This window comes from Dermacoccus sp. PAMC28757 (genome assembly GCF_014302635.1).
Taxonomy (GTDB): Bacteria; Actinomycetota; Actinomycetes; order Actinomycetales; family Dermatophilaceae; genus Dermacoccus; species Dermacoccus abyssi.
On sequence record NZ_CP060292.1, the window covers coordinates 1419577 to 1441752 of the forward strand.

General features: G+C 64.1%; 14 protein-coding genes, 1 tRNA gene, 3 rRNA genes, 1 pseudogene and 1 riboswitch. Of the genes and pseudogenes, 10 read left to right on the forward strand and 9 right to left on the reverse strand.

Translation table 11 applies throughout. The annotated features are described in order from the left end of the window. The first annotated feature begins 117 nt into the window (after positions 1-117). The 4 genes from H7F30_RS06880 (at position 118) to H7F30_RS06890 (ending at position 1999) form a co-directional block, all read left to right on the forward strand. Positions 118-193, forward strand: a tRNA-Leu gene (locus H7F30_RS06880). A gap of 23 nt (positions 194-216) precedes the next feature. After that, the gene (locus H7F30_RS06885) at positions 217-1137 is read left to right on the forward strand and encodes a Bax inhibitor-1/YccA family protein (RefSeq protein WP_187037592.1); all 921 of its coding nucleotides are present in this window, start codon (positions 217-219) and stop codon (positions 1135-1137) included. Continuing rightward, a complete protein-coding gene (locus H7F30_RS14790; protein ID WP_222617864.1) occupies positions 1130-1453 on the forward strand; it encodes a hypothetical protein in 324 nt (107 codons plus the stop codon). The genes H7F30_RS06885 and H7F30_RS14790 overlap by 8 nt, the downstream gene beginning before the upstream one ends. Positions 1454-1576: 123 nt before the next feature. After that, positions 1577-1999 (forward strand): VOC family protein, encoded by a 423-nt coding sequence (locus tag H7F30_RS06890; RefSeq protein ID WP_187037594.1) that lies wholly within the window; start codon positions 1577-1579, stop codon positions 1997-1999. A gap of 71 nt (positions 2000-2070) precedes the next feature. On the opposite strand, the gene H7F30_RS06895 is transcribed toward H7F30_RS06890, so the two are convergent. Beyond that, entirely contained in the window at positions 2071-3294 is a 1224-nt protein-coding gene (locus H7F30_RS06895; protein ID WP_187037596.1) for an acetyl-CoA C-acetyltransferase, read from the reverse strand. 610 nt (positions 3295-3904) lie between these two features. Between H7F30_RS06895 and H7F30_RS06900 the strand changes: the two genes are divergently transcribed. From H7F30_RS06900 to lysX, 4 genes are all read left to right on the forward strand, one after another. Further along, positions 3905-5427: ribosomal RNA gene (locus tag H7F30_RS06900) — 16S ribosomal RNA — on the forward strand. Positions 5428-5812: 385 nt separating this feature from the next. After that, positions 5813-8917, forward strand: a 23S ribosomal RNA gene (locus H7F30_RS06905). A gap of 87 nt (positions 8918-9004) precedes the next feature. Further along, positions 9005-9122: ribosomal RNA gene (gene rrf / locus H7F30_RS06910) — 5S ribosomal RNA — on the forward strand. The 16S, 23S and 5S rRNA genes sit together here, the layout of an rRNA operon. Positions 9123-9321: 199 nt before the next feature. Further along, positions 9322-12717 (forward strand): bifunctional lysylphosphatidylglycerol synthetase/lysine--tRNA ligase LysX, encoded by a 3396-nt coding sequence (gene lysX / locus H7F30_RS06915; RefSeq protein WP_255464986.1) that lies wholly within the window; start codon positions 9322-9324, stop codon positions 12715-12717. A gap of 210 nt (positions 12718-12927) precedes the next feature. Here lysX and H7F30_RS06920 read toward each other — a convergent pair whose 3' ends face one another. Further along, positions 12928-14235 (reverse strand): ISL3 family transposase, encoded by a 1308-nt coding sequence (locus H7F30_RS06920; RefSeq protein ID WP_074045819.1) that lies wholly within the window; start codon positions 14233-14235, stop codon positions 12928-12930. A gap of 102 nt (positions 14236-14337) precedes the next feature. Here H7F30_RS06920 and H7F30_RS06925 point away from each other — a divergent pair, with 102 nt between their 5' ends. After that, the gene (locus tag H7F30_RS06925) at positions 14338-16008 is read left to right on the forward strand and encodes an alpha/beta fold hydrolase (protein WP_222617865.1); all 1671 of its coding nucleotides are present in this window, start codon (positions 14338-14340) and stop codon (positions 16006-16008) included. Between the two features lie 79 nt (positions 16009-16087). Here H7F30_RS06925 and H7F30_RS06930 read toward each other — a convergent pair whose 3' ends face one another. The 7 genes and pseudogenes from H7F30_RS06930 to H7F30_RS15130 all read right to left on the reverse strand — a co-directional run. After that, the gene (locus H7F30_RS06930) at positions 16088-16765 is read right to left on the reverse strand and encodes a methionine ABC transporter permease (protein ID WP_187037598.1); all 678 of its coding nucleotides are present in this window, start codon (positions 16763-16765) and stop codon (positions 16088-16090) included. Next, positions 16762-17823: a methionine ABC transporter ATP-binding protein gene (locus H7F30_RS06935; RefSeq protein WP_187037600.1), complete on the reverse strand. Its 1062-nt coding sequence runs from the start codon at positions 17821-17823 to the stop codon at positions 16762-16764. Before H7F30_RS06935 ends, H7F30_RS06930 begins: the two co-directional genes overlap by 4 nt. Then, positions 17820-18785, reverse strand: coding sequence for a MetQ/NlpA family ABC transporter substrate-binding protein (locus H7F30_RS06940; RefSeq protein ID WP_047311757.1), 966 nt, complete (start codon positions 18783-18785; stop codon positions 17820-17822). The genes H7F30_RS06935 and H7F30_RS06940 overlap by 4 nt, the downstream gene beginning before the upstream one ends. A 220-nt stretch (positions 18786-19005) precedes the next feature. Next, positions 19006-19117, reverse strand: a riboswitch (SAM riboswitch). Positions 19118-19346: 229 nt separating this feature from the next. Further along, positions 19347-20000: a peptide-methionine (S)-S-oxide reductase MsrA gene (gene msrA / locus H7F30_RS06945; protein WP_187037602.1), complete on the reverse strand. Its 654-nt coding sequence runs from the start codon at positions 19998-20000 to the stop codon at positions 19347-19349. A 91-nt stretch (positions 20001-20091) separates the two neighbouring features. Then, positions 20092-20259, reverse strand: coding sequence for a hypothetical protein (locus tag H7F30_RS15120; RefSeq protein WP_322613496.1), 168 nt, complete (start codon positions 20257-20259; stop codon positions 20092-20094). After that, positions 20240-20467 (reverse strand): hotdog domain-containing protein, encoded by a 228-nt coding sequence (locus H7F30_RS15125; protein ID WP_322613497.1) that lies wholly within the window; start codon positions 20465-20467, stop codon positions 20240-20242. The genes H7F30_RS15120 and H7F30_RS15125 overlap by 20 nt, the downstream gene beginning before the upstream one ends. 253 nt (positions 20468-20720) lie before the next feature. Further along, positions 20721-21125: pseudogene (locus tag H7F30_RS15130) on the reverse strand (acyl-CoA thioesterase); the annotation flags it as partial. Between H7F30_RS15130 and H7F30_RS06955 the strand changes: the two are divergent. Next, a complete protein-coding gene (locus H7F30_RS06955) occupies positions 21109-22140 on the forward strand; it encodes a GNAT family N-acetyltransferase (RefSeq protein ID WP_187037603.1) in 1032 nt (343 codons plus the stop codon). The pseudogene H7F30_RS15130 and the gene H7F30_RS06955 sit on opposite strands and share 17 nt — an antisense overlap. The last annotated feature ends 36 nt before the right edge of the window (positions 22141-22176 follow it).

A 22176-nucleotide genomic window follows, 5' to 3' on the forward strand; every position in this document is an offset into this window, starting at 1 on the left:
GCACGGAACGGGAACAACCGATTCGCAGCGTTCGTTGACGCAGTCAAACATCTCGACGGCTAACTGCCCGACAGCTCTGCCCGACGGCCGGTGAGCACCCTCTCGCTACGATGGGGTGCCCTCGTAGCCCAACGGCAGAGGCAGGCGACTTAAAATCGCTGTGTTGCGGGTTCGACTCCCGTCGAGGGCACCAACCATTTCGTCCCTGGAGGGCACATGGCCGGTAATCCGGTTTTCAGCAACTTCGACAAGAACCTGCGTTCTGGTCAGTACGCCGGCTTCGGCTCCCAGCAGCAGGGTGCCCAGCCGGGTTACGGCCAGCAGCAGTTCGGCCAGCAGCCGGGTTACGGCCAGCCGGGCTTCCAGCAGCGGCCCCACGGTCAGCAGCCGTTCGGTCAGCAGGGCTTCGATCAGCAGTACGCGCCGCAGGCGCCGATGCAGCAGAGCAGCGGCCGCAGCATGACGATGGACGACGTCGTCATGAAGTCGATCGCCCTCTTCGGTCTGCTCATCGTCGTGGCAGGTGGCTCGTGGGTGTTCGCCCAGCGCGCCATCGACTCGCAGCAGAACACCACCGTGCTCGGCCTCTGGGCCGGCGGCGCCATCGTCAGCCTCGTCCTGTCGCTCATCATCGCCTTCCGCAAGACGATCTCGGTGCCTCTGATCATCGCCTTCACCCTCGCTGAGGGTGTGTTCGTCGGTGCCGTCAGTGCGTTCTTCAACACGGCTTACCCGGGCGTCGTCGTCCAGGCCGTTCTCGCCACGCTGTGTGTGTTCGCCGGTGTGCTTCTCGGCTACAAGACGGGCCTCATCCGCGTCACGGCTCGAAGCCGCCGCATCTTCATGTACATGCTCATCGGTTACATGCTCTTTGCGCTCGTCAACTTCGTGCTCGTCCTGACGGGCCTGCAGGAAGGCTTCGGCATCGGCGGCTCGGGACCGCTCGGCATCGCGATCTCGATCTTCGCCGTGGCTCTCGCGTCGTACTCGCTGGCCATCGACTTCGACTCCATCTCGGACGGTGTGCGCGCCGGCGTCCCGGAGAAGACCTCCTGGCTGCTGGCCTACGGCCTGCTCGTCAGTGTCGTCTGGCTCTACATCGAGATGCTGCGCCTCCTGGCGCGTCTGCGTGACTGACACCCAGGCTGTGAACGACCCGTTCGAGGTGGAACTCGAGCGGGTCGTTCGGCGTTTGCGCGCCCTCAGACCCGGTGACGAGGCTGGGCAGCGCAGCTCTTGGCGGAGCTCGCTGGGCTCGCTTGTCCAACGCCTGGGCGATGCCCACGCAGATGCGGCGGGCATCGAGCGTCGTGAGGTCCCAGGCGCTGGGGGAGCCGACGTGGCCCCTGCCCTCCTCGCCGAGATGCTGCGCGCCGTCTCGTTCGACGCTGCGCAGGTCACGGACATCCACGGCTTCGCAGCGGAGCTGGCCGCCGTCCGACGCTCGCTCTGACGCGAGTCCCCGATCGGCGGGCTCTCGTGGGCTCGCGAGGGCAAGGGGACCGAGGGTCGACACGCTTATGCTGTGGCCCATACGGCGCTCGCCGTTCCCTTTTGGCACTCTCGAGGAGTAACCATGGCTTCGCGCCTCAGCCCGTACCTGCAGTTCCGTGACACCGCCCGTCAGGCGCTGGAGTTCTACCACGGCGTCCTCGGTGGAGACCTCACGCTCTCCACCTTCGGCGACATGGGCGTCGAGGGCCAGGAGGCGCACAAGATCATGCACGGCATGCTGACGACGACGGACGAGTTCGTCCTCATGGGCTCCGACACCCCTGAGCAGATGGAGTACACGCCGGGCGGCAACATCTCGATCAGCCTCACCGGCGACGACGCCGAGTCGTTGCGACGCTACTTCGCCGGCCTCTCCGAAGGTGGCGACGTGACGATGCCGCTCGCCGTCCAGATGTGGGGCGACGAGTTCGGCATGTTCACCGACAAGTTCGGCACCCGCTGGATGGTCAACATCGCCACGTCCGAGCACCGCGACCAGGCCTGAGCCTCACGTCACGAGAGAAGCGGCCGGCGCCCCATCGGGGACGCCGGCCGCTTCTGTCGGTATCAGAGCGATCAGTTGAGGCGCTCGTAGATGATGGCCATGCCCTGGCCGCCACCGACGCACATCGTCTCGAGACCGAACTGGCCGTCGCGGGCCTGCAGGCCGTTGAGCAGCGTCGTCGTGATGCGTGCACCCGTCGAACCGAAGGGGTGACCGAGCGCGATGGCGCCACCGTTGACGTTGAGCTTGTCGAGGTCCATGCCGAGGTCCTGGGCGCTCGGCAGAACCTGGGCGGCGAAGGCCTCGTTGATCTCGTAGAGGTCGATGTCACCGATGCTCATACCGGCGCGGTCGAGTGCCTGCTTGCTCGCCTCGACCGGGCCGAGGCCCATGATCTCGGGGGAGAGGCCGGAGACGCCCGTGGAGACGACGCGGGCGAGCGGCTTGAGGCCGAGCTGCTGTGCCTTGACGTCGCTCATGACGACGAGGGCGGCAGCACCGTCGTTGAGGGGGCAGCAGTTGCCCGCGGTGACGGTGCCGTTCTCGCGGAAGACGGGGTTGAGGCCCTGGAGCGCCTCGAGCGTGACGCCGGCGCGGGGGCCGTCGTCCGTGGAGACGACCGTGCCGTCCGCCAGCGTGACGGGCGCGATCTCCCGAGCGAAGAAACCGTCGGCGATGGCCTTCTCCGCACGGTTCTGCGAGCGGACGCCCCACTCGTCCTGCTCCGCGCGGGAGACACCGCGGTAGGTGGCGACGTTCTCGGCCGTCTGGCCCATGGCGATGTAGACATCGGGCAGGAGACCCTGCTCGCGCGGGTCGCTCCAGGTTGCGTTCGTCTTCGCGGTCTCCGCCGTGCGGGCCATGGCGTCGGCGAACTTGGGGTTGAGGTCGCTTGAGTCCGACTCACCAGCGCCGGAGAAGTTCGTGTACTGCGAGACGCACTCGACACCGGCTGAGATGAAGACATCGCCCTCACCGGCACGGATGGCGTGTGCGGCCATGCGGGTCGTCTGAACCGAGGAGGCGCAGAAGCGGTTCACCGTGGCGCCGGGAACGTGGTCCATTCCGGCGAGAACGGAGACGACGCGCGCCATGTTGTTGCCCTGGCGGCCCGACGGCTCGGCGCAGCCGAGGTAGAGGTCCTCGATGAGTGCTCGGTCCAGTTCGGGAACCTTGGCCAGAGCAGCCTCGACGACCTGCGTGGCCAGGTCGTCCGGGCGGACGTCCTTGAGGGAGCCCTTGAAGGCTCGTCCGATCGGGGTGCGTGCGGCAGAGACGATCACTGCTTCGGGCATGAAAACTGCTCCTTTGCATGGCGCCCCACAGGGCGCGCTGACGGGCATGCGCTGTCTCCGCGATTGTAGGCATTGGCACCGCCGTAGGCGCCCGAACGAGGTGGACGGACGGTGCCGCGAGGGGTTGTGCCGACCCGATTTGCAGAGACGCGGCTCGGTCGCCTAATGTTTACGGAGTCAGCCCGGAAGGGCATCGCGGCAGGAGCCGCTCACACTGACTGTTCTGGTTGGTGGTTGAGCTGGTGGGTCGGGTGCTTGGGTTTGATGGATTTGTCTGGAGCCAAGTGCGCGAGATGAAGATCCTCACTGGTCACGGTTGTGGCGGTGGCGGGTTGGATTTGACGCCCAAGAGCCGGATGGATTAAGTTAGAGAAGTTGCCCCGGAAACGGGCCGCCACACAGTGTGTGGGGCTTGTTGATGGTGTGTGATGGTGTTTTGAGAACTCAACAGCGTGCCGATGTGATCATCGCCAAACAACAATATTTGCTGGCCTTATGGCTGGTGTTGTTCTGGCTGATGTTTGATGGATGGATACAAGACACACGATCACCTTTTTGTGGGTGGTGGTGTGGTGTCACCGTTTGATTTCGGCTGGGATACAGATTTTTTTTGACGGAGAGTTTGATCCTGGCTCAGGACGAACGCTGGCGGCGTGCTTAACACATGCAAGTCGAACGATGAAGCGCCAGCTTGCTGGTGTGGATTAGTGGCGAACGGGTGAGTAACACGTGAGTAACCTGCCCCCTACTCTGGGATAAGCCTGGGAAACTGGGTCTAATACTGGATATGACCAATCACTGCATGGTGTGTTGGTGGAAAGATTTTTTGGTGGGGGATGGACTCGCGGCCTATCAGCTTGTTGGTGGGGTAATGGCCTACCAAGGCGACGACGGGTAGCCGGCCTGAGAGGGCGACCGGCCACACTGGGACTGAGACACGGCCCAGACTCCTACGGGAGGCAGCAGTGGGGAATATTGCACAATGGGCGAAAGCCTGATGCAGCGACGCCGCGTGAGGGATGACGGCCTTCGGGTTGTAAACCTCTTTCACCAGGGACGAAGCTAACGTGACGGTACCTGGAGAAGAAGCACCGGCTAACTACGTGCCAGCAGCCGCGGTAATACGTAGGGTGCGAGCGTTGTCCGGAATTATTGGGCGTAAAGAGCTTGTAGGCGGTTTGTCGCGTCTGCTGTGAAAGACCGGGGCTTAACTCCGGTTCTGCAGTGGGTACGGGCAGACTAGAGTATGGTAGGGGAGACTGGAATTCCTGGTGTAGCGGTGAAATGCGCAGATATCAGGAGGAACACCGATGGCGAAGGCAGGTCTCTGGGCCATTACTGACGCTGAGAAGCGAAAGCATGGGGAGCGAACAGGATTAGATACCCTGGTAGTCCATGCCGTAAACGTTGGGCGCTAGGTGTGGGGCTCATTCCACGAGTTCCGTGCCGCAGCTAACGCATTAAGCGCCCCGCCTGGGGAGTACGGCCGCAAGGCTAAAACTCAAAGGAATTGACGGGGGCCCGCACAAGCGGCGGAGCATGCGGATTAATTCGATGCAACGCGAAGAACCTTACCAAGGCTTGACATACACCGGAATCATGCAGAGATGTGTGCGTCTTCGGACTGGTGTACAGGTGGTGCATGGTTGTCGTCAGCTCGTGTCGTGAGATGTTGGGTTAAGTCCCGCAACGAGCGCAACCCTCGTTCCATGTTGCCAGCACGTGATGGTGGGGACTCATGGGAGACTGCCGGGGTCAACTCGGAGGAAGGTGGGGATGACGTCAAATCATCATGCCCCTTATGTCTTGGGCTTCACGCATGCTACAATGGCCGGTACAGAGGGTTGCGAAACTGTGAGGTGGAGCTAATCCCAAAAAACCGGTCTCAGTTCGGATTGGGGTCTGCAACTCGACCCCATGAAGTCGGAGTCGCTAGTAATCGCAGATCAGCAACGCTGCGGTGAATACGTTCCCGGGCCTTGTACACACCGCCCGTCAAGTCACGAAAGTTGGTAACACCCGAAGCCGGTGGCCTAACCCTTGTGGGGGGAGCCGTCGAAGGTGGGACTGGCGATTGGGACTAAGTCGTAACAAGGTAGCCGTACCGGAAGGTGCGGCTGGATCACCTCCTTTCTAAGGAGCACATGAGCTCTTGCATCACCGCGTGTGTGATGGGAGTGTGCTGGGTGGAACGATGATCATGGTGCACGTACTGCTCGCTCGAGCAAGCTCAAGTACGACACATGCAACGAGGACTCCTTCGCGGGAGTGATCGCTGTGAGTGTGGGGAACGGGCTGGCCGAGGTGGGGTGGTGGGTGTGATTGGCGCGTTGTTGGGTTCTCAGGACATGCATCATGCGTGTTCTGGGGTTTGGCTGGCACTGACAGCCCGGCCACGAACGATCGGATCTGTAGGGACCAGGATTGGTTGCTGCGGGTGTGGTTGTGGTGGGTTGGTTGGTGTGTGGCGTGTTGTTTGAGAATTACACAGTGGACGCGAGCATCTAGTATCTGTGATCTTTAAGTTTTTAAGGGCACACGGTGGATGCCTTGGCACCAGGAACCGATGAAGGACGTTGTAATCTGCGATATGCCTCGGGGAGTCGATAAACAGGCTGTGATCCGGGGATTTCCGAATGGGGAAACCCGACCAGAATCATGTCTGGTCACCTGCACCTGAACACATAGGGTGTTGGGAGGGAACGTGGGGAATTGAAACATCTCAGTACCCACAGGAAGAGAAAACAAGAGTGATTCCGTGAGTAGTGGCGAGCGAAAGCGGATGAGGCTAAACCATGATCGTGTGAGACCTGTCAGGGGTTGCGGTTGTGGGGTTGTGGGACAGTGCTGACCTTGTCTGACAGCAGGGTGCGCAGTAAGAAACCAGTTGTGTAGTCGAACAGTTTTGAATGGCTGGGCGTAGAGGGTGCGACTCCCGTAGACGAAACATAGCTGGCTGTGTTGTGCTGTTTCCCAAGTAGCACGGGGCCCGTGAAATCTCGTGTGAATCTGGCAGGACCACCTGCTAAGCCTAAATATTCCCTGGTGACCGATAGCGGACTAGTACCGTGAGGGAAAGGTGAAAAGAACCCCGGGAGGGGAGTGAAATAGATCCTGAAACCGTGTGCTTACAATCCGTCGGAGCCTCTGTGTGGGGTGACGGCGTGCCTTTTGAAGAATGAGCCTGCGAGTTAGTGCTCAGTGGCGAGGTTAACCCGTGTGGGGTAGCCGTAGCGAAAGCGAGTCCGAACAGGGCGTTTGAGTCGCTGGGTCTAGACCCGAAGCGGAGTGATCTACCCATGGCCAGGTTGAAGCGCCGGTAAGACGGCGTGGAGGACCGAACCCACTTAGGTTGAAAACTGAGGGGATGAGCTGTGGGTAGGGGTGAAAGGCCAATCAAACTCCGTGATAGCTGGTTCTCCCCGAAATGCATTTAGGTGCAGCGTCGCGTGTTTCTTGCCGGAGGTAGAGCTACTGGATGGCTGATGGGCCCCACCGGGTTACTGACGTCAACCAAACTCCGAATGCCGGTAAGTGAGAGCGTGGCAGTGAGACTGCGGGGGATAAGCTTCGTAGTCGAGAGGGAAACAGCCCAGATCATCAGCTAAGGTCCCTAAGCGTGTGCTAAGTGGGAAAGGATGTGGAGTTGCTGTGACAACCAGGAGGTTGGCTTAGAAGCAGCCACCCTTTAAAGAGTGCGTAATAGCTCACTGGTCAAGTGATTCTGCGCCGACAATGTAGCGGGGCTCAAGCACATCACCGAAGCTGTGGCAATGACACACATACCCTTAACGGGGGTGTTGTTGGGTAGGGGAGCGTCGTGTGGCGAGTGAAGCGGCCGAGTGATCGAGTCGTGGATGCTACACGAGTGAGAATGCAGGCATGAGTAGCGAATGACGGGTGAGAAACCCGTCCGCCGAATAACCAAGGGTTCCAGGGTCAAGCTAATCTGCCCTGGGTAAGTCGGGACCTAAGGCGAGGCCGACAGGCGTAGTCGATGGACATCCGGTTGATATTCCGGAACCGGCGAAGAACCGCCCATACTGAACCACGGGATGCTAACCACCCGAACCATGAACGCCGAGCCTTCGGGCTCATTGTTCATGGGGAGCGTGGGACCCGATCGTGTAGTAGGTAAGCGATGGAGTGACGCAGGAAGGTAGCCTCCGCGGGGCGATGGTTGTCCCCGTTCAAGCATGTAGGCCGAACGTCTAGGCAAATCCGGACGTCGTATTGGCTGAGATGTGATGGTGACCACGTATGTGGGAAGTAGGGTGATCCTATGCTGTCGAGAAAAACTTCTAGCGAGGTTCGAGCCGCCCGTACCCCAAACCGACTCAGGTGGTTAGGTAGAGAATACTAAGGCGATCGAGTGAATCGTGGTTAAGGAATTCGGCAAAATGCCCCCGTAACTTCGGGAGAAGGGGGGCCCAAGCCTTGAAGCACTTGCGTGCTAGGGGTGAGGGTCGCAGAGACCAGGGAGAAGCGACTGTTTACTAAAAACACAGGTCCGTGCGAAGAAGTAATTCGATGTATACGGACTGACGCCTGCCCGGTGCTGGAAGGTTAAGAGGACTGGTTAGTCACTTTGTGTGGCGAAGCTGAGAATTTAAGCCCCAGTAAACGGCGGTGGTAACTATAACCATCCTAAGGTAGCGAAATTCCTTGTCGGGTAAGTTCCGACCTGCACGAATGGCGTAACGACTTCTCCACTGTCTCAACCACGAACTCGGCGAAATTGCAGTACGAGTAAAGATGCTCGTTACGCGCAGCAGGACGGAAAGACCCCGGGACCTTTACTACAGTTTGGTATTGGTGTTCGGTACGGCTTGTGTAGGATAGGTGGGAGACTGTGAAGCATTGGCGCCAGCTGGTGTGGAGTCATTGTTGAAATACCACTCTGGTCGTATTGAGCTCCTAACTTCGGTCCGTGATCCGGATCAGGGACAGTGCCTGATGGGTAGTTTAACTGGGGCGGTTGCCTCCCAAAGGGTAACGGAGGCGCCCAAAGGTTCCCTCAGCCTGGTTGGCAATCAGGTTTTGAGTGTAAGTGCACAAGGGAGCTTGACTGTGAGACAGACATGTCGAGCAGGCACGAAAGTGGGGACTAGTGACCCGACGGTGGCTTGTGGAAGCGCCGTCGCTCAACGGATAAAAGGTACCCCGGGGATAACAGGCTGATCTTGCCCAAGAGCTCATATCGACGGCATGGTTTGGCACCTCGATGTCGGCTCGTCGCATCCTGGGGCTGGAGTAGGTCCCAAGGGTTGGGCTGTTCGCCCATTAAAGCGGTACGCGAGCTGGGTTTAGAACGTCGTGAGACAGTTCGGTCCCTATCCGCTGTGCGCGTAGGAAACTTGAGAAGACCTGTCCCTAGTACGAGAGGACCGGGATGGACGAACCTCTGGTGTGTCAGTTGTTCTGCCAAGGGCACGGCTGATTGGCTACGTTCGGAAGTGATAACCGCTGAAAGCATCTAAGCGGGAAGCACGCTTCAAGATAAGGTTTCCATGACACTACGGTGTTGAGAGGTTCCCTAGAGACGATGGGGTTGATAGGCCGGATGTGGAAGCTCAGTAATGAGTGAAGCTGACCGGTACTAATAAACCGACAACTTAAAACATCACCAATTGTTCTGGTGCTCGCGTCCCTGTGTAATTCTGAAACAACAACCACATCTAGTCAGATGAGTTGGTTAGTTTCATAGTGTTACGGTGGTTATAGCGAAGTGGGAAACGCCCGGTCACATTCCGAACCCGGAAGCTAAGCCCTTCAGCGCCGATGGTACTGCACTCGCCAGGGTGTGGGAGAGTAGGACACCGCCGGACTCCTTCAAAAAGAGAAGGGGGGTTCTCGAACGATCTGAACGTGTCACGCGTGTGGCGGCCTTGTAGCCCAACGGCTCGGCCCACACCGACAACGGTTCAGGTTCGAGAACCCCCTTTTTCGCATACCCAAAACAATTCCTGCGACGCGTCTGGGACCGTCTCAGGCTTCTTGCATTGTGCGGCGGCTACCCTCACACGTGTGGCTGTGAAGCAGGGGGACAAGAGCAGCGTCAGATCCCGACGCGGTTGGCGCGACGAGGGTTGGCGGGACGAGGTTGCGACCTGGGCCGGCCGGCTGCTTCTCGTTGCCGCGCTCGTGTCCCTCGTGGCGATCCTGGTTCGCCGCAACACATTCCTCAACGTCGTCATGGACGTTCTCGGCTGGTTCGACATCCCCAGTGAGCCGTCACTCTTCGTGGTCTGCATGACACTCGTGCTCTCCGGTGGAGTACGACGTCGCTTCCGAGCCGCTCACACGGCGCTCGTGTTCATCATGGGCCTCGCCGTCTTCGACTCCGTCATGCGGATCTTCTTCCGCACAGAGTCGCTTCTCATGCTCGATCGGCTCCACGTTCACGGGGCCTATCGAGATTGGGCACGCTTCCAGGCATCGCCGATCGTCTCCAGCGTCACGCTGGCCATCTCGGTTGCGAGCTTCGCCCTCGTCTTGGCTTCTCGACGTGCGTTCAAGACTCGTCTCAGCGAAGGCGCGAAGCGGGCCTCTCTCGTCGCCCTGCTCAGTGGGTGGGCCTTCTCCGTTCTCGTGACGGTGGCACTCACGCTGTTCTTCCCTCGCAGCCTCGACACCGTGGGGCAACGAGTCGTGTGGGGAATCCGGAGTGCTTTCGGTGTTCGGACTCCTCCTGATACTCCGGGATTCGCCGGCCACCACGGTCATCAGTGGGTCTTCGGTATCGGCAGCGTCTTGTCCACGCTCGCGTTGTTGTTCGCCGTGCTCGTGCTGTGGCGCTCCGGGCGTGTGCGTGGCCTGACGGACGCGGACGACGAATTGCGTCTGCGTGCTCTGCTTCTCGAACACGGCGAGGACGACTCGCTCGGTTACTTCGCCACGCGTCGTGACAAGTCCGCGCTCTTCGCACCAGACGGGCGAGCCGCGCTGACGTTCCGCAACGAGGGAAGCGTCAGCGTTGCATCGGCCGACCCCGTGGGGCGACGCGAATCCTGGAACGGCGCGATCGAAGGCTGGCTGGAGCAGTGTGCTGAGCACGGGCTCTACCCGGCCGTCCTGTCGGCGAGCGCTTACGGCGCGCAGGCGTACGTCGACGCGGGTCTCAAGGCGTGGTCCTTGGGCGATGAGGCAATCATCGACGTCGACGCATTTACCCTTCAGGGGCGCACGATGCGTCCCGTGCGCCAGGCGGTCACCCGCGTCGAACGCGCCGGTTACTCGACACACGTGCGCCGGCACGAAGAGCTGTCCGGCCAGGAGCTCGATGAGATCTCGCGGCTGGCGGACGCCTGGCGCGGCAACGAGACCGAGCGTGGGTTCTCCATGGCGCTCAACCGTCTCGGCGATCGCGCTGACGGACGCTGCGTCGTCATCACGGCTCACGACGAGAGCGGGGCCGTTCGCGGGTTCCTGTCCTTCGTGCCGTGGGGTGCGCGTGGACTGTCCCTCGACGTCATGCGCCGTGACCGGGCCGCAGAGAACGGGCTCAACGAGTACATGGTCGCCCACCTCGTCGAAGCCGCGCCGGCGCTGGGCGTCCGGCGTATCTCGCTCAACTTCGCGGTTTTCCGCAACGTCTTCGCCGATGCCGATGAGGTCGGTGCCGGTCCCGTGACACGACTGAGCGACAAGGCGCTGTCGTTCGCGTCTCGCTTCTGGCAGCTCGAGACGCTCTACCGCTCGAACGACAAGTACCGCCCCGAGTGGGTGCCGCGTTATCTCTGTTACGACCCCGAGCTGACGGTGCCGCGCGCCGCCCTGGCCATGGGCGTGGCGGAGGGCTTCGTGCCCCTTCTCGGTCCGCGCCTGCTCGTGGGGCCGAAGCCGGCCGACCACCAGCCGCCGCGCCCGGAGGCCGACTTCGTCGAGCGGGTTCAGGCGCTCGAGGCCGAGAGCCTCACCCCGCGCGTTCCCGAGCCGCGGCGCAGTGAGCAGCAGCGCGTCCGGCGCGCGAAGCTGACGCAGATGGCCGAAGCCGGCGTGGAGGCCTACCCGCCCCGCGTTCCGCGGACGACGACCGTTGCCGACGTCGTGGCGCGCCACCCCGATCTGGCGCCCGACGCCGCAACGGGGGAGCGAGTCTCCGTCACGGGCCGAGTGCGCGCTCTGCGCGACCTCGGTGGGGTGAGCTTCGTCGTGCTCGAGGAGAACGGCGTTCGCCTTCAGGCGATGGCCACACGGGACGGCACCCCGGAGCCTGCCTTCGGCCGTTGGGGCCACTGGATCGATCTCGGCGACATCATTAGCGTCAGCGGCGAGGTGGTGACCTCGAAGCGCGGCGAGTTGTCGGTTCTCGTGGACTCGTGGCAGATGGCGGCCAAATGCCTCAGCCCGGTACCCGATCTGCACTCCGGCTTCCGCGACCCTGACGCTCGCGTGCGTCAGCGCTCGCTCGACCTCATCGTCAACGCCGACTCCATGGAGATGCTGCAAGCACGCTCACGTGGGGTGCGCGCGTTCCGTGACGCGTTCGACGACCTGGGCTACACCGAGGTGGAGACCCCGATGCTCCAGGCCGTGCACGGCGGAGCGTCCGCGCGGCCGTTCAAGACACACATCAACGCCTACGGCATGGATCTGTTCCTGCGCATCGCGCCGGAGCTCTATCTCAAGCGCCTCGCGGTCGGTGGCATGCAGAAGGTCTTCGAACTGAACCGAAACTTCCGCAACGAGGGCGCCGACGCGACGCACAACCCCGAGTTCACCTCGCTCGAGGCCTACGACGCGTACGGCGATTACACAACGATGCGTCACCTGACGCGCGAGGTCCTGCTCGCAGTGGCACGCGCGGTGCACGGTGAGGAGATCGCGCTGCGACCGATGTCGGACGGCAGCGTGGAGCGTGTCGATCTTTCTGGACCGTGGCCTGCCGTGCCCGTCCACGAGGCGGTGTCGAAGGCCTGCGGCGTGACGCTCACGTCCGCGTCGACAGGTGAGGAAGTCGCTGCGGTGTGCGAAGCCCACGGCATCGATGCTCCGCGGGAGAAGAGCGCCGGCGAACTCGTCGTCGAGCTGTACGACGAACTCGTCGAGGCACGAACGACCTTCCCGACGTTCTACACCGACTTTCCCGTCGAGACGTCGCCGCTCACGCGGGAGCACCGTGACGATCCGCGCCTCTCGGAACGCTGGGACCTCGTGGCCTTCGGCGCCGAGATCGGTACGGCGTACACCGAGCTGGTCGATCCGGTCGAGCAGCGTCGTCGCCTCACCGAGCAGTCGCTCAAGGCGGCGGCCGGTGACGTCGAGGCGATGTCGCTCGACGAGTCGTTCCTCGGCGCGCTCGAGTACGCGATGCCGCCCACGGGTGGCCTCGGCATCGGCGTCGACCGCACGATCATGATGCTGCTCGGGGCTCCGATCCGCGCCACGCTCGCGTTCCCGTTCGTCCGTCCGCAGGGCTGAGTGGACCCTCCTCCTCGGCGAAGGGAACCTGCTCTCCTCTCGACTGAGCTATGAGGTGGATGAGAATTCCTTGAGCTCTTTTCACCCATTGATGACCTATGAGCGGCAAGATCAGTGGGTGAGTGCGCGAACGAACGCGTCGCGCAAAGGGATTCAAGGGGAACCATGAAGAAGTCTCTCAGCGCAGCAGCCGCAGCCTTCGGTGGCTCTTCACAGATGAGGGTGTAGTTGGGGTCTGAATCCCCCGGCTTCCAGGAGTGCTCGGGCGATGTAGTGGGTGAGGTTGCGGAAGCCGAGGGCGAGCCCGCGTAGGTGCTCAAGGCGTCCGTTCACGGCTTCGGTGGGTCCGTTGCTGGTGCGCGGCCGGTCGAAGTAGGCCAGGACGTCACAGACGCGTCTGGCCAGGGTGCGGCCCAGCTTGCGCAGCTCGACCAACGCCGTGGGCACACCATCGGCGAGGGCGTCGATCACGGAGCTCATCTCGACGCGGCCGACGCTCCGGTCGTGGTGACGGTAGGCGGAGATCATGCGCTGATAGATCCCCCAGGTGCACTCGACCTGGATGTGGCGTTCGTCGGCGAAGAGCGACTCGAGGCGCTCGTGTTGGCGGCCGGTGACCAGGTCGGCACCGGTGTGCAGAGTCCGCCGCGCGGTGTAGAGCGGGTCGCCCTTGCGTCCGCGGTGTCCGTGGAGCTCTTGCTGGACCCGGCGGCGGCAATCGTCGAGGGCGTCGCCGGCCAGGCGGACCACGTGGAAGGGGTCCATCACGCAGACGGCGTCCGGCAGCTCTTCGGTGGTGGCGGTCTTGAACCCGAAGAAGCCATCCATCGCGACGACCTCGATACCCCTCCGCCAGGCTTGGTCCCGCTCGGCGAGCCAGTCCTGGAACGCCTTCTTCGAACGGCCATCGAGCATCGCCAGCAGGCGGGAGGGGCCGGTGCCGTCGCGCACCGGGGTGAGGTCGATGATCACAGTGACGTACTTGTCGCCCTTCCTCGTGTGCCGCCAGACATGCTCGTCGACCCCGACCACGCGGACGCCGTCCAAGCGGGACGGGTTATCGATCAGCAGGCGTTGACCTTCGGCCAGAACAGCGTCGTTGGCGGTATTCCACGACACCGCGAGTCCTTCGGCGACGCGGGCCATGGACAGGTGCTGGACCACGATCGCGACCAGGCCCCAACGCAGCCCGGCGCGGGAGATCTTCGCCCGCGGCTCGGCCGCGGCGGTGGTGTCCTGACGCCACACGTGAGCGCACTCGGCACACCGGTACCGGCGCACGGTGACCAGCAAGGTCGTGGGGCGCCACCCGAACGGCTCGTGCGCCAGCTCCCGGGTCACGGTGTCCCGGGATACCCCTCGGCAGCCACACCGGCGGCACCAGTCGTCCGGTTCGACGACCCGGCAGGCCAGCACCGCACGATCCGGCTCGAGAAGTTGCCCGGTGATCTCCAGGCCAAGGTCGTCAACGCGCGTGAAGGTGGTCAGGTCAGGGCACGTGAAGGTAGCGTCAGGCAACGTCGAGGTCTTTCGGATGGCTGCGTGTAGGAACCTCCATCTTCGGAAGACCTCGACACCTACCTCCGGACCGACGCGCCAGCGCCGACTACACCCTCATCTGTGAAGAGCCCCTTCGGTCTCGTCAGCATCGGCCTTGCACCTGCAGGTGCGAGCGCCCGGCAGGCCTCGTCCAAGGCGCCGACGTCCGGCGCGTCGTCGAGCTACACGCCACCGCCGGTGTCATGGGGAGCATGCAAGGCGCCGAGTCTCGTCAAGGCGGGTGCCCAGTGCGGCTACGTCACGGTTCCCCTCGACTACGCGAAGCCGAAGGGCGCGAAGATCAAGCTCGCCGTGTCCCGTATCAAGCACAAGACGCCCGACGCGAAGAAGCAGGGCATCATGCTCGTCAACCCGGGTGGCCCCGGCGGTTCCGGCCTGACGTTGGCACGCCTGGGTCAGTGGGTGCCGAACGGAGGCGGCGACCCTTACGACTGGATCGGATTCGACCCGCGAGGCGTCGGCGACAGCCTCCCGAGCCTCGCGTGCGACGGTAACTACTTCGGCTACAACCGCCCCGACTACCGCGTGACGAAGGCCGGCACGGAACGTCAGTGGCTACACAAGACCGCGGGCTACTCGAAGGCCTGCTCGAAGGCGGACGGCGCACGTCTGTTGCCGCACATGAAGACCGTCGACAACGTGCGTGACATGGACGCGATCCGCAAGGCCCTCGGTGAGAAGCAGATCAACTTCTACGGTTTCAGCTACGGCTCCTACCTCGGCCAGGTCTACGCGACGATGTATCCCAAGCAAACGCGCCGCATGGTGCTCGACGGCGTCGTCAACCCCAAGGACGTCTGGTACGACGCGAACCTCAACCAGGACGTCGCGTTCGACGCGAACATGGACACCTTCTTCGACTGGGTCGCCAAGAACGACGCCACCTACCACCTGGGTAAGAGCGGCAAGGCGATCAAGAATCGCTGGTACGCGATGCTCGACAAGCTCGCGAAAACGCCGGCCGACGGCAAGATCGGACCGAACGAGTGGACGGATGCCTTCCTCAACGCCGGTTACTACGTGTTCGGCTGGGAAGGTGACGCCGAGGCACTCGTCGCGGCGTTCAAGGGCGACTTCGGCCCGGTCACCGACCTCTACGACGAGGCGAACGGCTCCGGCCCGGGTTCGGACAACGGGTATGCGGTCTACCTCGGCACGCAGTGCTCGGATGTTGCCTGGCCCACGTCGTGGAACAAGTGGAAGGCCGACAACACGCGCGTCGCCAAGAAGGCGCCGTTCGAGACGTGGGCCAATGCGATGTTCAACCTTCCGTGCATGAGCTGGCCGGTGAAGGCGAGCAACCGCCAGGCGCCCCGCGTCGACGGTTCGAAGGTCGGGCCCATCCTGCTCATCTCGGAGACGAAGGACGGCGCGACGCCGTACGGCGGTGCGCTCGAGGTGCGTAAGCGCTTCCCGAAGAGCTCGCTCATCGAGGGCGTCGGCGGCACGACGCACTCGGGTTCGCTGAGCGGTATCGCGTGCACGGACGACAAGATCGCCACCTACCTGCTGTCCGGCAAGACGCCGCAGCGCACTCGCGGGCAGGGGCACTCGGACGTGAAGTGCGAGCCGGTGCCGCAGCCGGCGCCGGGCCCGGCGAACGCGCTGACGGAGTCGGCGTCCGACTCGGGGCGCGGCCACGGTCACGGCAAGGGCCACGGCAAGAAGCGTCACGGCATGCCGCAGGATCTGCGCGCCCAGTTGCAGCAGGCCGCTTCGTCGACCCGCTGACGGACTGACCCTTTGAACGCCCGAGCGGCCGGCACCCCCAGGGTTGCCGGCCGCTCGGGCGTTTCGCCGTGCGCGTCGATCAGTGACGCAGAGCCTTGCGGGCCAGTGCGTTACCGATGAACTGCGCGATCTGCACGAACACGATGATGATGACGACGGCTGCCCACGTCACGGCCCACTGGTAGCGCTGGTAGCCGTACGCCAGCGCGAAGTTGCCGAGACCGCCGCCGCCCATCGCGCCGACGACCGCGGTCATGTCGATGACGGCGACGAGCGCGAAGGTGTACCCGAGGATGAGCGGCGCGAGCGCCTCGGGGATGAGAACGGTGCGGATGATCCGCCACGGGCTCGCGCCCATCGCCTGAGCCGCCTCGATGACGCCCGGGTCGACACTCACGAGGTTCTGTTCGACGATGCGACTGATGCCGAACGTTGCGGCGAGCGTCAGCGGGAAGATCATCGACGCGGTACCGATCGTCGAGCCGGTGACCTTCAGCGTCAGCGGACCGAGCGCGGCCGCGAAGATGATGAACGGGATCGGCCGGATGATATTGACGAGCACGTTGAGGATCGTGTGAACCGTCGGGTTGGCCATGATGCCGCCGCGGCGCGTCGTGTTGAGCAGCACGCCGAGCACGAGCCCGAACAGACCGCCGAGGATGATGGTGGCGCTGACCATGAGGAGGGTCTGCCCGACCGACTCCCACAGCACGGGGCGCAGTGCGCTCCAGTCCGTGTCCGCAGTGATGACCTTCATGCCGTGGCCTCCTCGAGTTCGTGGACGGTGGCGACCTGGGCGAGGTCGGTCAGCACCTGCGTGACGGTGACGTCGTCACCGCGCAGGGCCAGGGTCAACGTCGTGAGGTTCGCTTCCTTGAGGGGCGTGAGGCCACCGTGGACGATCTCCGGTTCGACACCGCGGGCGCCGGTGGAGGCGAGAACCCTTCCGAATCCAGCGGAGTCGTGGACGGTTGCCGTGACGAGGCGTCCGCTCACCCTCTCGCGCAGCCGCGCGATCTCGCGGGCGTCGGGCACGTTGCGCAGCGTCGCGTCGACGAGCCGCCGCGTGGCTGACGATGTCGGTGCGCCGAGCACCTGCTCGGTCGGCCCGGACTCGACGAGGCGGCCGTGTTCGAGGACCACGACGTCGTCGGCCAGTTCACGCACGACGTCCATCTCGTGCGTGATGACGACGATCGTCACGCCGAGCTCATCGTTGACGCGGCGCAGGAGGGCCAGGACGTCCTTCGTCGTGTCGGGGTCGAGGGCGGAGGTCGACTCGTCGGCGAGCAGGATCTCCGGGTTCGTGGCGAGGGCGCGGGCGATGCCGACGCGCTGCTTCTGGCCGCCGGACAGCTCGTCAGGATAGGCCCAGGCCTTCTCCGTCAGACCGACGAAGTGGAGCAGTTCGGTGACTCGCGCCTCCTGCTTGTCCTTGTCCCAACCGGCGACCTCGAGCGGATAGGCGACGTTGGCGTACACCGTGCGCGAGCGGATGAGATTGAACTGCTGGAACACCATGCCGATGCGGGCCCGCAGAGCTCGGATCTGCTTTGCTCCCAGACCCGCCAGATCGACGCCGTCGATCTCGACGGAGCCGGTCGTCGGGGTCTCGAGCGCGTTGATGAGCCGCACGAGGGTGCTCTTGCCTGCACCGGAGAACCCGATGACGGCGAGGACGCGGCCGGTAGCGACGTCGAGGTCGATCTCCTGCAGCGCGGTGACGTTCTTCTTGCCGCGCACGAAGGTCTTGCTCACGCCGCGCAGCCGGACCGCCGGCGCGTTCTCGGGTCGGGCCGGGGGAGTGGGGGTCACTTCTTGGCCTTGATCTGCGACTCGATGCGGGTGAGGATGCCGCGCACGTCCGCGACGGAACGCTTCACCTCGTACTGGGTTCCCTTGGTGCGCTTGGAGATGAGGTCCTGCACCGACTTCTCGTGGTACGCCTGGACGAACTTCGCGTACGTCGGGTTGTCGGCGTCCTTCTTGCGGGCCACGATGACGTTGATGTACGGCTCCGAGGACTTCGCCTTGGGGTCGTCCTTGAACAGCGCCTTGCTCGGGTCGAGGTTCGCGTCGGCGGCGAAGTTGTTGTTGACCACGGCGCCCTCGACGGAGGGCAGGGCGGCTGCGGTCTGGGCAGCGTCGACGGGCGTGACGCCGACCTTCGACTTCGCGGCGTCGATCTCGGCGGGCGTCGACAGGGAGTTGCCCCCGCCCTTGAGCGTGAGCAGACCGGCGCTCTGCAGGAGCAGGAGGGCGCGTGCCTGGTTCGTCGCGTCATTCGGGATGGCGACCTTGCCGCCGTCGGCGAACTCGTTCACCGTGGTGTGCTTCTTCGAGTACAGCGACAGCGGCACGATGTAGGTGGAGCCGACCGGCGTCAGGGTGTCGTTCTTCGCGGCGTTGTAGTCGGCGAGGAACTGCAGGTGCTGGAACTGGTTGACGTCGACCTGGCCCTGGGAGAGCGCCGGGTTGGCCTGCGTGTAGTCGGTGAAGTTGACCGGCTGGATGTCGAGGCCGTACTTCTCCTTGCCGACCTTGACCAGTTCGGTCCAGTACGGGTCGGACGCTTCGGTGGTACCGACGGTGATCTTCGTCAGCTTCTCGTCGTCGCTACCCGTGAAGGCCTTGATGCCGAAGCCTGCGGCGAGCGCGACGACGAGGACGCCTGCGCCGATGGCCGCGTACTTGGGGCCGTTGCTCTTCGGCTTCTCGGGCAGGGCCTGGACGGCCGGGCTGGCTCCGGGGGTGGTGGAGTTGGTGTTCTCGGACATGGTGATGCCTTCCTCGAAGGGGCGTGCGAGGCGCCGGTGGGGTGGGCGGCGACGACCGCCCGACGATGGGTGCGGTCAGTGCTTGGGGCGCGCGAACGCGGCGTCGTGCGTGTGCGGTCGCGCGGTGGGGGCCTGGGTGGGGCGATGCGTGTGCTGCATGTGATCTCCCGGGATCGGGCGCACCGGTACGAAGCCCTCGAAAGGGATGTGTTCCTGGTGCGGAACGTGCTTGCCGCGCGGTTGACGCGGCCGGGTCATCACCTGGAGCACCCCGCCACGTTCGTGAGGGTTGCCGTCCGACCAGCCAGGGCTTTGCATCGGATCTCTTGACCGGCATTACATTAGAGGCGCCGCGAGAAGCCCGTCAAATCAAGTGATCTGGGCCACTCTGCGTCACCGCTGGGCCGAGTTTCCTGCGGTTGGGTAGTCGCCGCCTCGACCCAACGGCAGGAAAGTCTGCCCAGTGGAGAGATGCGCTGATGCCGTGCTCTCCCCGTGGGCTGGAGTCACTAGGGGCGGAGCGTGGACTCCACGGGGTCGAGGTACCCCCCGAGCTCGCGCTTATTTGCTCGGCGGAAGCACGTCGGTCTGCGCGGGGAGGTCGGCCACGCCGACCGGGCACGTCACGCCCTTGTAGCCGTGATTGCAGTACCCGCCTGGATTTTTCGCGAGGTACTGCTGGTGGTAGCCCTCGGCCGGCCAGAACTTTCCGGCTTCGTCGGCGGGCTTCATCTCCGTCGTGATGGCGCCGCGGCCCGCGTCGGTCAGCGCACCCCGGAACGCTTCTGCGGTGCGACGCGTAGCGGTCTCCTGCTCGGGCGTCGTCCAGTAGACCGCAGAGCGGTACTGCGTGCCGATGTCATTGCCCTGACGGTTGGCCGTCGTCGGGTCATGGTTCTCCCAGAACGCCTTGAGCAGCTGGGCCGGGGAGACCTTCTCCGGGTCGTACGCGATCTGGACGGCCTCGGTGTGGCCCGTCGTGCCCGTGCAGACGTCCTCGTACGAGGGGTTCTCACGGTCGCCACCCATGTAGCCGACGGCCGTCGAGACGACCCCCGGGATCTGCCAGAAGATGCGCTCCGCACCCCAGAAACATCCCATCGCGACGTACAGCGTCTCGGTCTTGTCCGGCCACCCGCCGAGCAGTGGCGTGCCGAGAACGTCGTGCACGGCAGCGACGTCGACCGGGGCGGAATCCTGACGGGTGAACCACATGGGGCGTTCCTTTCACTGGGGTCGCTGTGTTCAACGCAGGCGTGTCCGAGAGGATTCCGAACTCGCGGAGCAACCGCGTGAACGGCGCGCGTCAGTCGACGAGCGGCGGCACTTCGAGTGGGATGGGGCGCAGTAGCCTCGCGCGGATCTCGACCATCGTCTGCGCGTGCGTGTCGAGCGCGACGTCCTCGGAAAGCGTTGGCACCCAAGGCGGCACGGCCCGCTTGTGGCCGTTGTTGTCAAGGCCGACAAGCACCATCGTGCACTCGGTTGTGAGGTTCAGTTCGCCCGTGCGCGGGTTGCCCGAGCGCACTCGCGCCGGTGTGGATGAGCCACGCCTGCACCTCGACGAGGTCGCGGACGTGCAACGGCTGGTGGAAGCGCACACCGCCCGCGTACACGGCCACCGCCGAACCCTGGTTCCAGCGCTCCGCGACGAGGGTTGCCGCCTCGTCGATCCACTCCATGACGACGCCGCCGTGCACGTTGCCGCCCCAGTTGACGGTGGTCGGTGCCGCGAGGAAGCGCAGCGTCTCGCGACACGACTCCGTCGCGTCCCGTGTAACTCTGCTTCACCATGTCGGCTTCGATGCGGGTGCGCACGTCGGTGAGGGTGACGGCGCGCTCCTGCTGGTCGCGTTCCCACTCGTCCTGCGGCGTGAACGCCGGGACAGGTGCGGGCTTCCGGTCGTCGTCGACCGCGACGAAGATGAGCAGGCACTGTGTGTTGACGCGCAGCTCGCCCTGACGCGGGTCGCCGGACGAAACGGTCGCGACGATGTGCATCGACGTGCGTCCGGTGTGGACGACACGCGACTGCACCTCGACGATGTGGCCCACCTCGACGGGGCGGGTGAAGCGCACATTGCCGACGTAGGCCGTGACGCAGTAGTGCCCGCTCCACGCCGCGGCACAGGCGTACGCGGACTTGTCGATCCACTCGAGCATCCGGCCGGCACCGACGCGCCCGCGCACGTCGGCATCCATCGGTGCGGCCATGAAACGCAGGGTGATGTGGCGTCGGTTCCGGGCCTGCCGTCGATCGTAGGGCCGGTACCGCCGGAAATTCACTTGTCGGGCGCGCGGTTGCTGGCGTTCCATGACTGGCATGAACACGGTGCGCATCGAACGGATCACCCCTGAACACCCGCAGTTCGAGGAGTGGGCGACCGTCTTCGTCACGGCCGGGCGCCGCCAGTGGGGGCGCGACACGACTGCCTACCCGCCGAACGAACTCGCACAGATGTGGGAGTCCCTCGCCCACGCGAAGGTCTGGCTCGCCGCGATCGACGACGACGGCGACGTCGTCGGGTCCGCAGCCATCGGGATGCCGACGCAGGACAACCCACATCTCGCCGGGTTCGACGTCGCCTGCCTCGACGAGCGGGCTACGGCGCTCAAGCAACGTCTCGTCGACGAGGTCGAACGTGTCTGCCGAGAGGCCGGGCGCACCACGCTCATGATCGAAACGCAGACGCCGGTCGGTGCCGCCAACGACGAGGCCGCCTTCTTCGAAGCAGCGGGCTATGCGGAAGCGCAGACGTGCATGCGTAACGGGCAGCGGCTCCCCGTGAGCGCCGACATCGGGGCCGAGATGCGCCGCGTCATCGAGATGAACGACGGCTACCGCATCGAGACCGTCGTCGGTCGGCTTCCCGAAGACTGGCTGCCGGAACGGGCGCGCCTCGCCGGAATGATGTCGACCGACACACCTCTCGGCGACCTCGCCATCGAGCCGGAGAACTGGATCCCCGAGCGCGTCACCGCGATGTTCGACGAGGACGAACGTCGCGGGCGCGTCGTCGTCGAGGCCGTGGCCTGGCACGAGGAAACCGGTGAGATGGCCGCGTTCACGCACGTTTCGGTGCCCGCGGAAACACCGTGGATCGCCTACCAGGACGACACCCTCGTCGCGAAAGCCCACCGGGGCCATCGGCTCGGCTACCGCGTGAAGGCTGCCGTGTCCTTGGCTCTGCCCCAGGCCGCGCCCGGCGTCACCGTGCAACGCACCTGGAACGACGAGACCAACGAGCACATGCTGCGCATCAACCGTGAACTCGGCTACGAGCGAGAGGGGACGTTGGTCGAGTGGCAGAAGGTGCTCGATTTGGCTCCGGGTGACGCTGCACACGACGCCTGAGCGACAAGGCACCGGCCCCCGTGGACGAACGGTGGC

What these genes read in the sequence shown, in the direction of transcription:
- msrA (WP_187037602.1), bottom strand. Translation starts at nt 20,000, where the DNA reads ATGTGGTTCACCCGTCAGGATTCCGCCCCGGTCGACGTCGCTGCCGTG.
- H7F30_RS06930 (WP_187037598.1), bottom strand. Translation starts at nt 16,765, where the DNA reads ATGAAGGTCATCACTGCGGACACGGACTGGAGCGCACTGCGCCCCGTG.
- H7F30_RS06895 (WP_187037596.1), bottom strand. Translation starts at nt 3,294, where the DNA reads ATGCCCGAAGCAGTGATCGTCTCTGCCGCACGCACCCCGATCGGACGA.
- H7F30_RS06885 (WP_187037592.1), top strand. Translation starts at nt 217, where the DNA reads ATGGCCGGTAATCCGGTTTTCAGCAACTTCGACAAGAACCTGCGTTCT.
- H7F30_RS06940 (WP_047311757.1), bottom strand. Translation starts at nt 18,785, where the DNA reads ATGTCCGAGAACACCAACTCCACCACCCCCGGAGCCAGCCCGGCCGTC.
- H7F30_RS06890 (WP_187037594.1), top strand. Translation starts at nt 1,577, where the DNA reads ATGGCTTCGCGCCTCAGCCCGTACCTGCAGTTCCGTGACACCGCCCGT.
- H7F30_RS15120 (WP_322613496.1), bottom strand. Translation starts at nt 20,259, where the DNA reads ATGGTGCTTGTCGGCCTTGACAACAACGGCCACAAGCGGGCCGTGCCG.
- H7F30_RS06955 (WP_187037603.1), top strand. Translation starts at nt 21,109, where the DNA reads ATGAACACGGTGCGCATCGAACGGATCACCCCTGAACACCCGCAGTTC.
- H7F30_RS15125 (WP_322613497.1), bottom strand. Translation starts at nt 20,467, where the DNA reads ATGGAGTGGATCGACGAGGCGGCAACCCTCGTCGCGGAGCGCTGGAAC.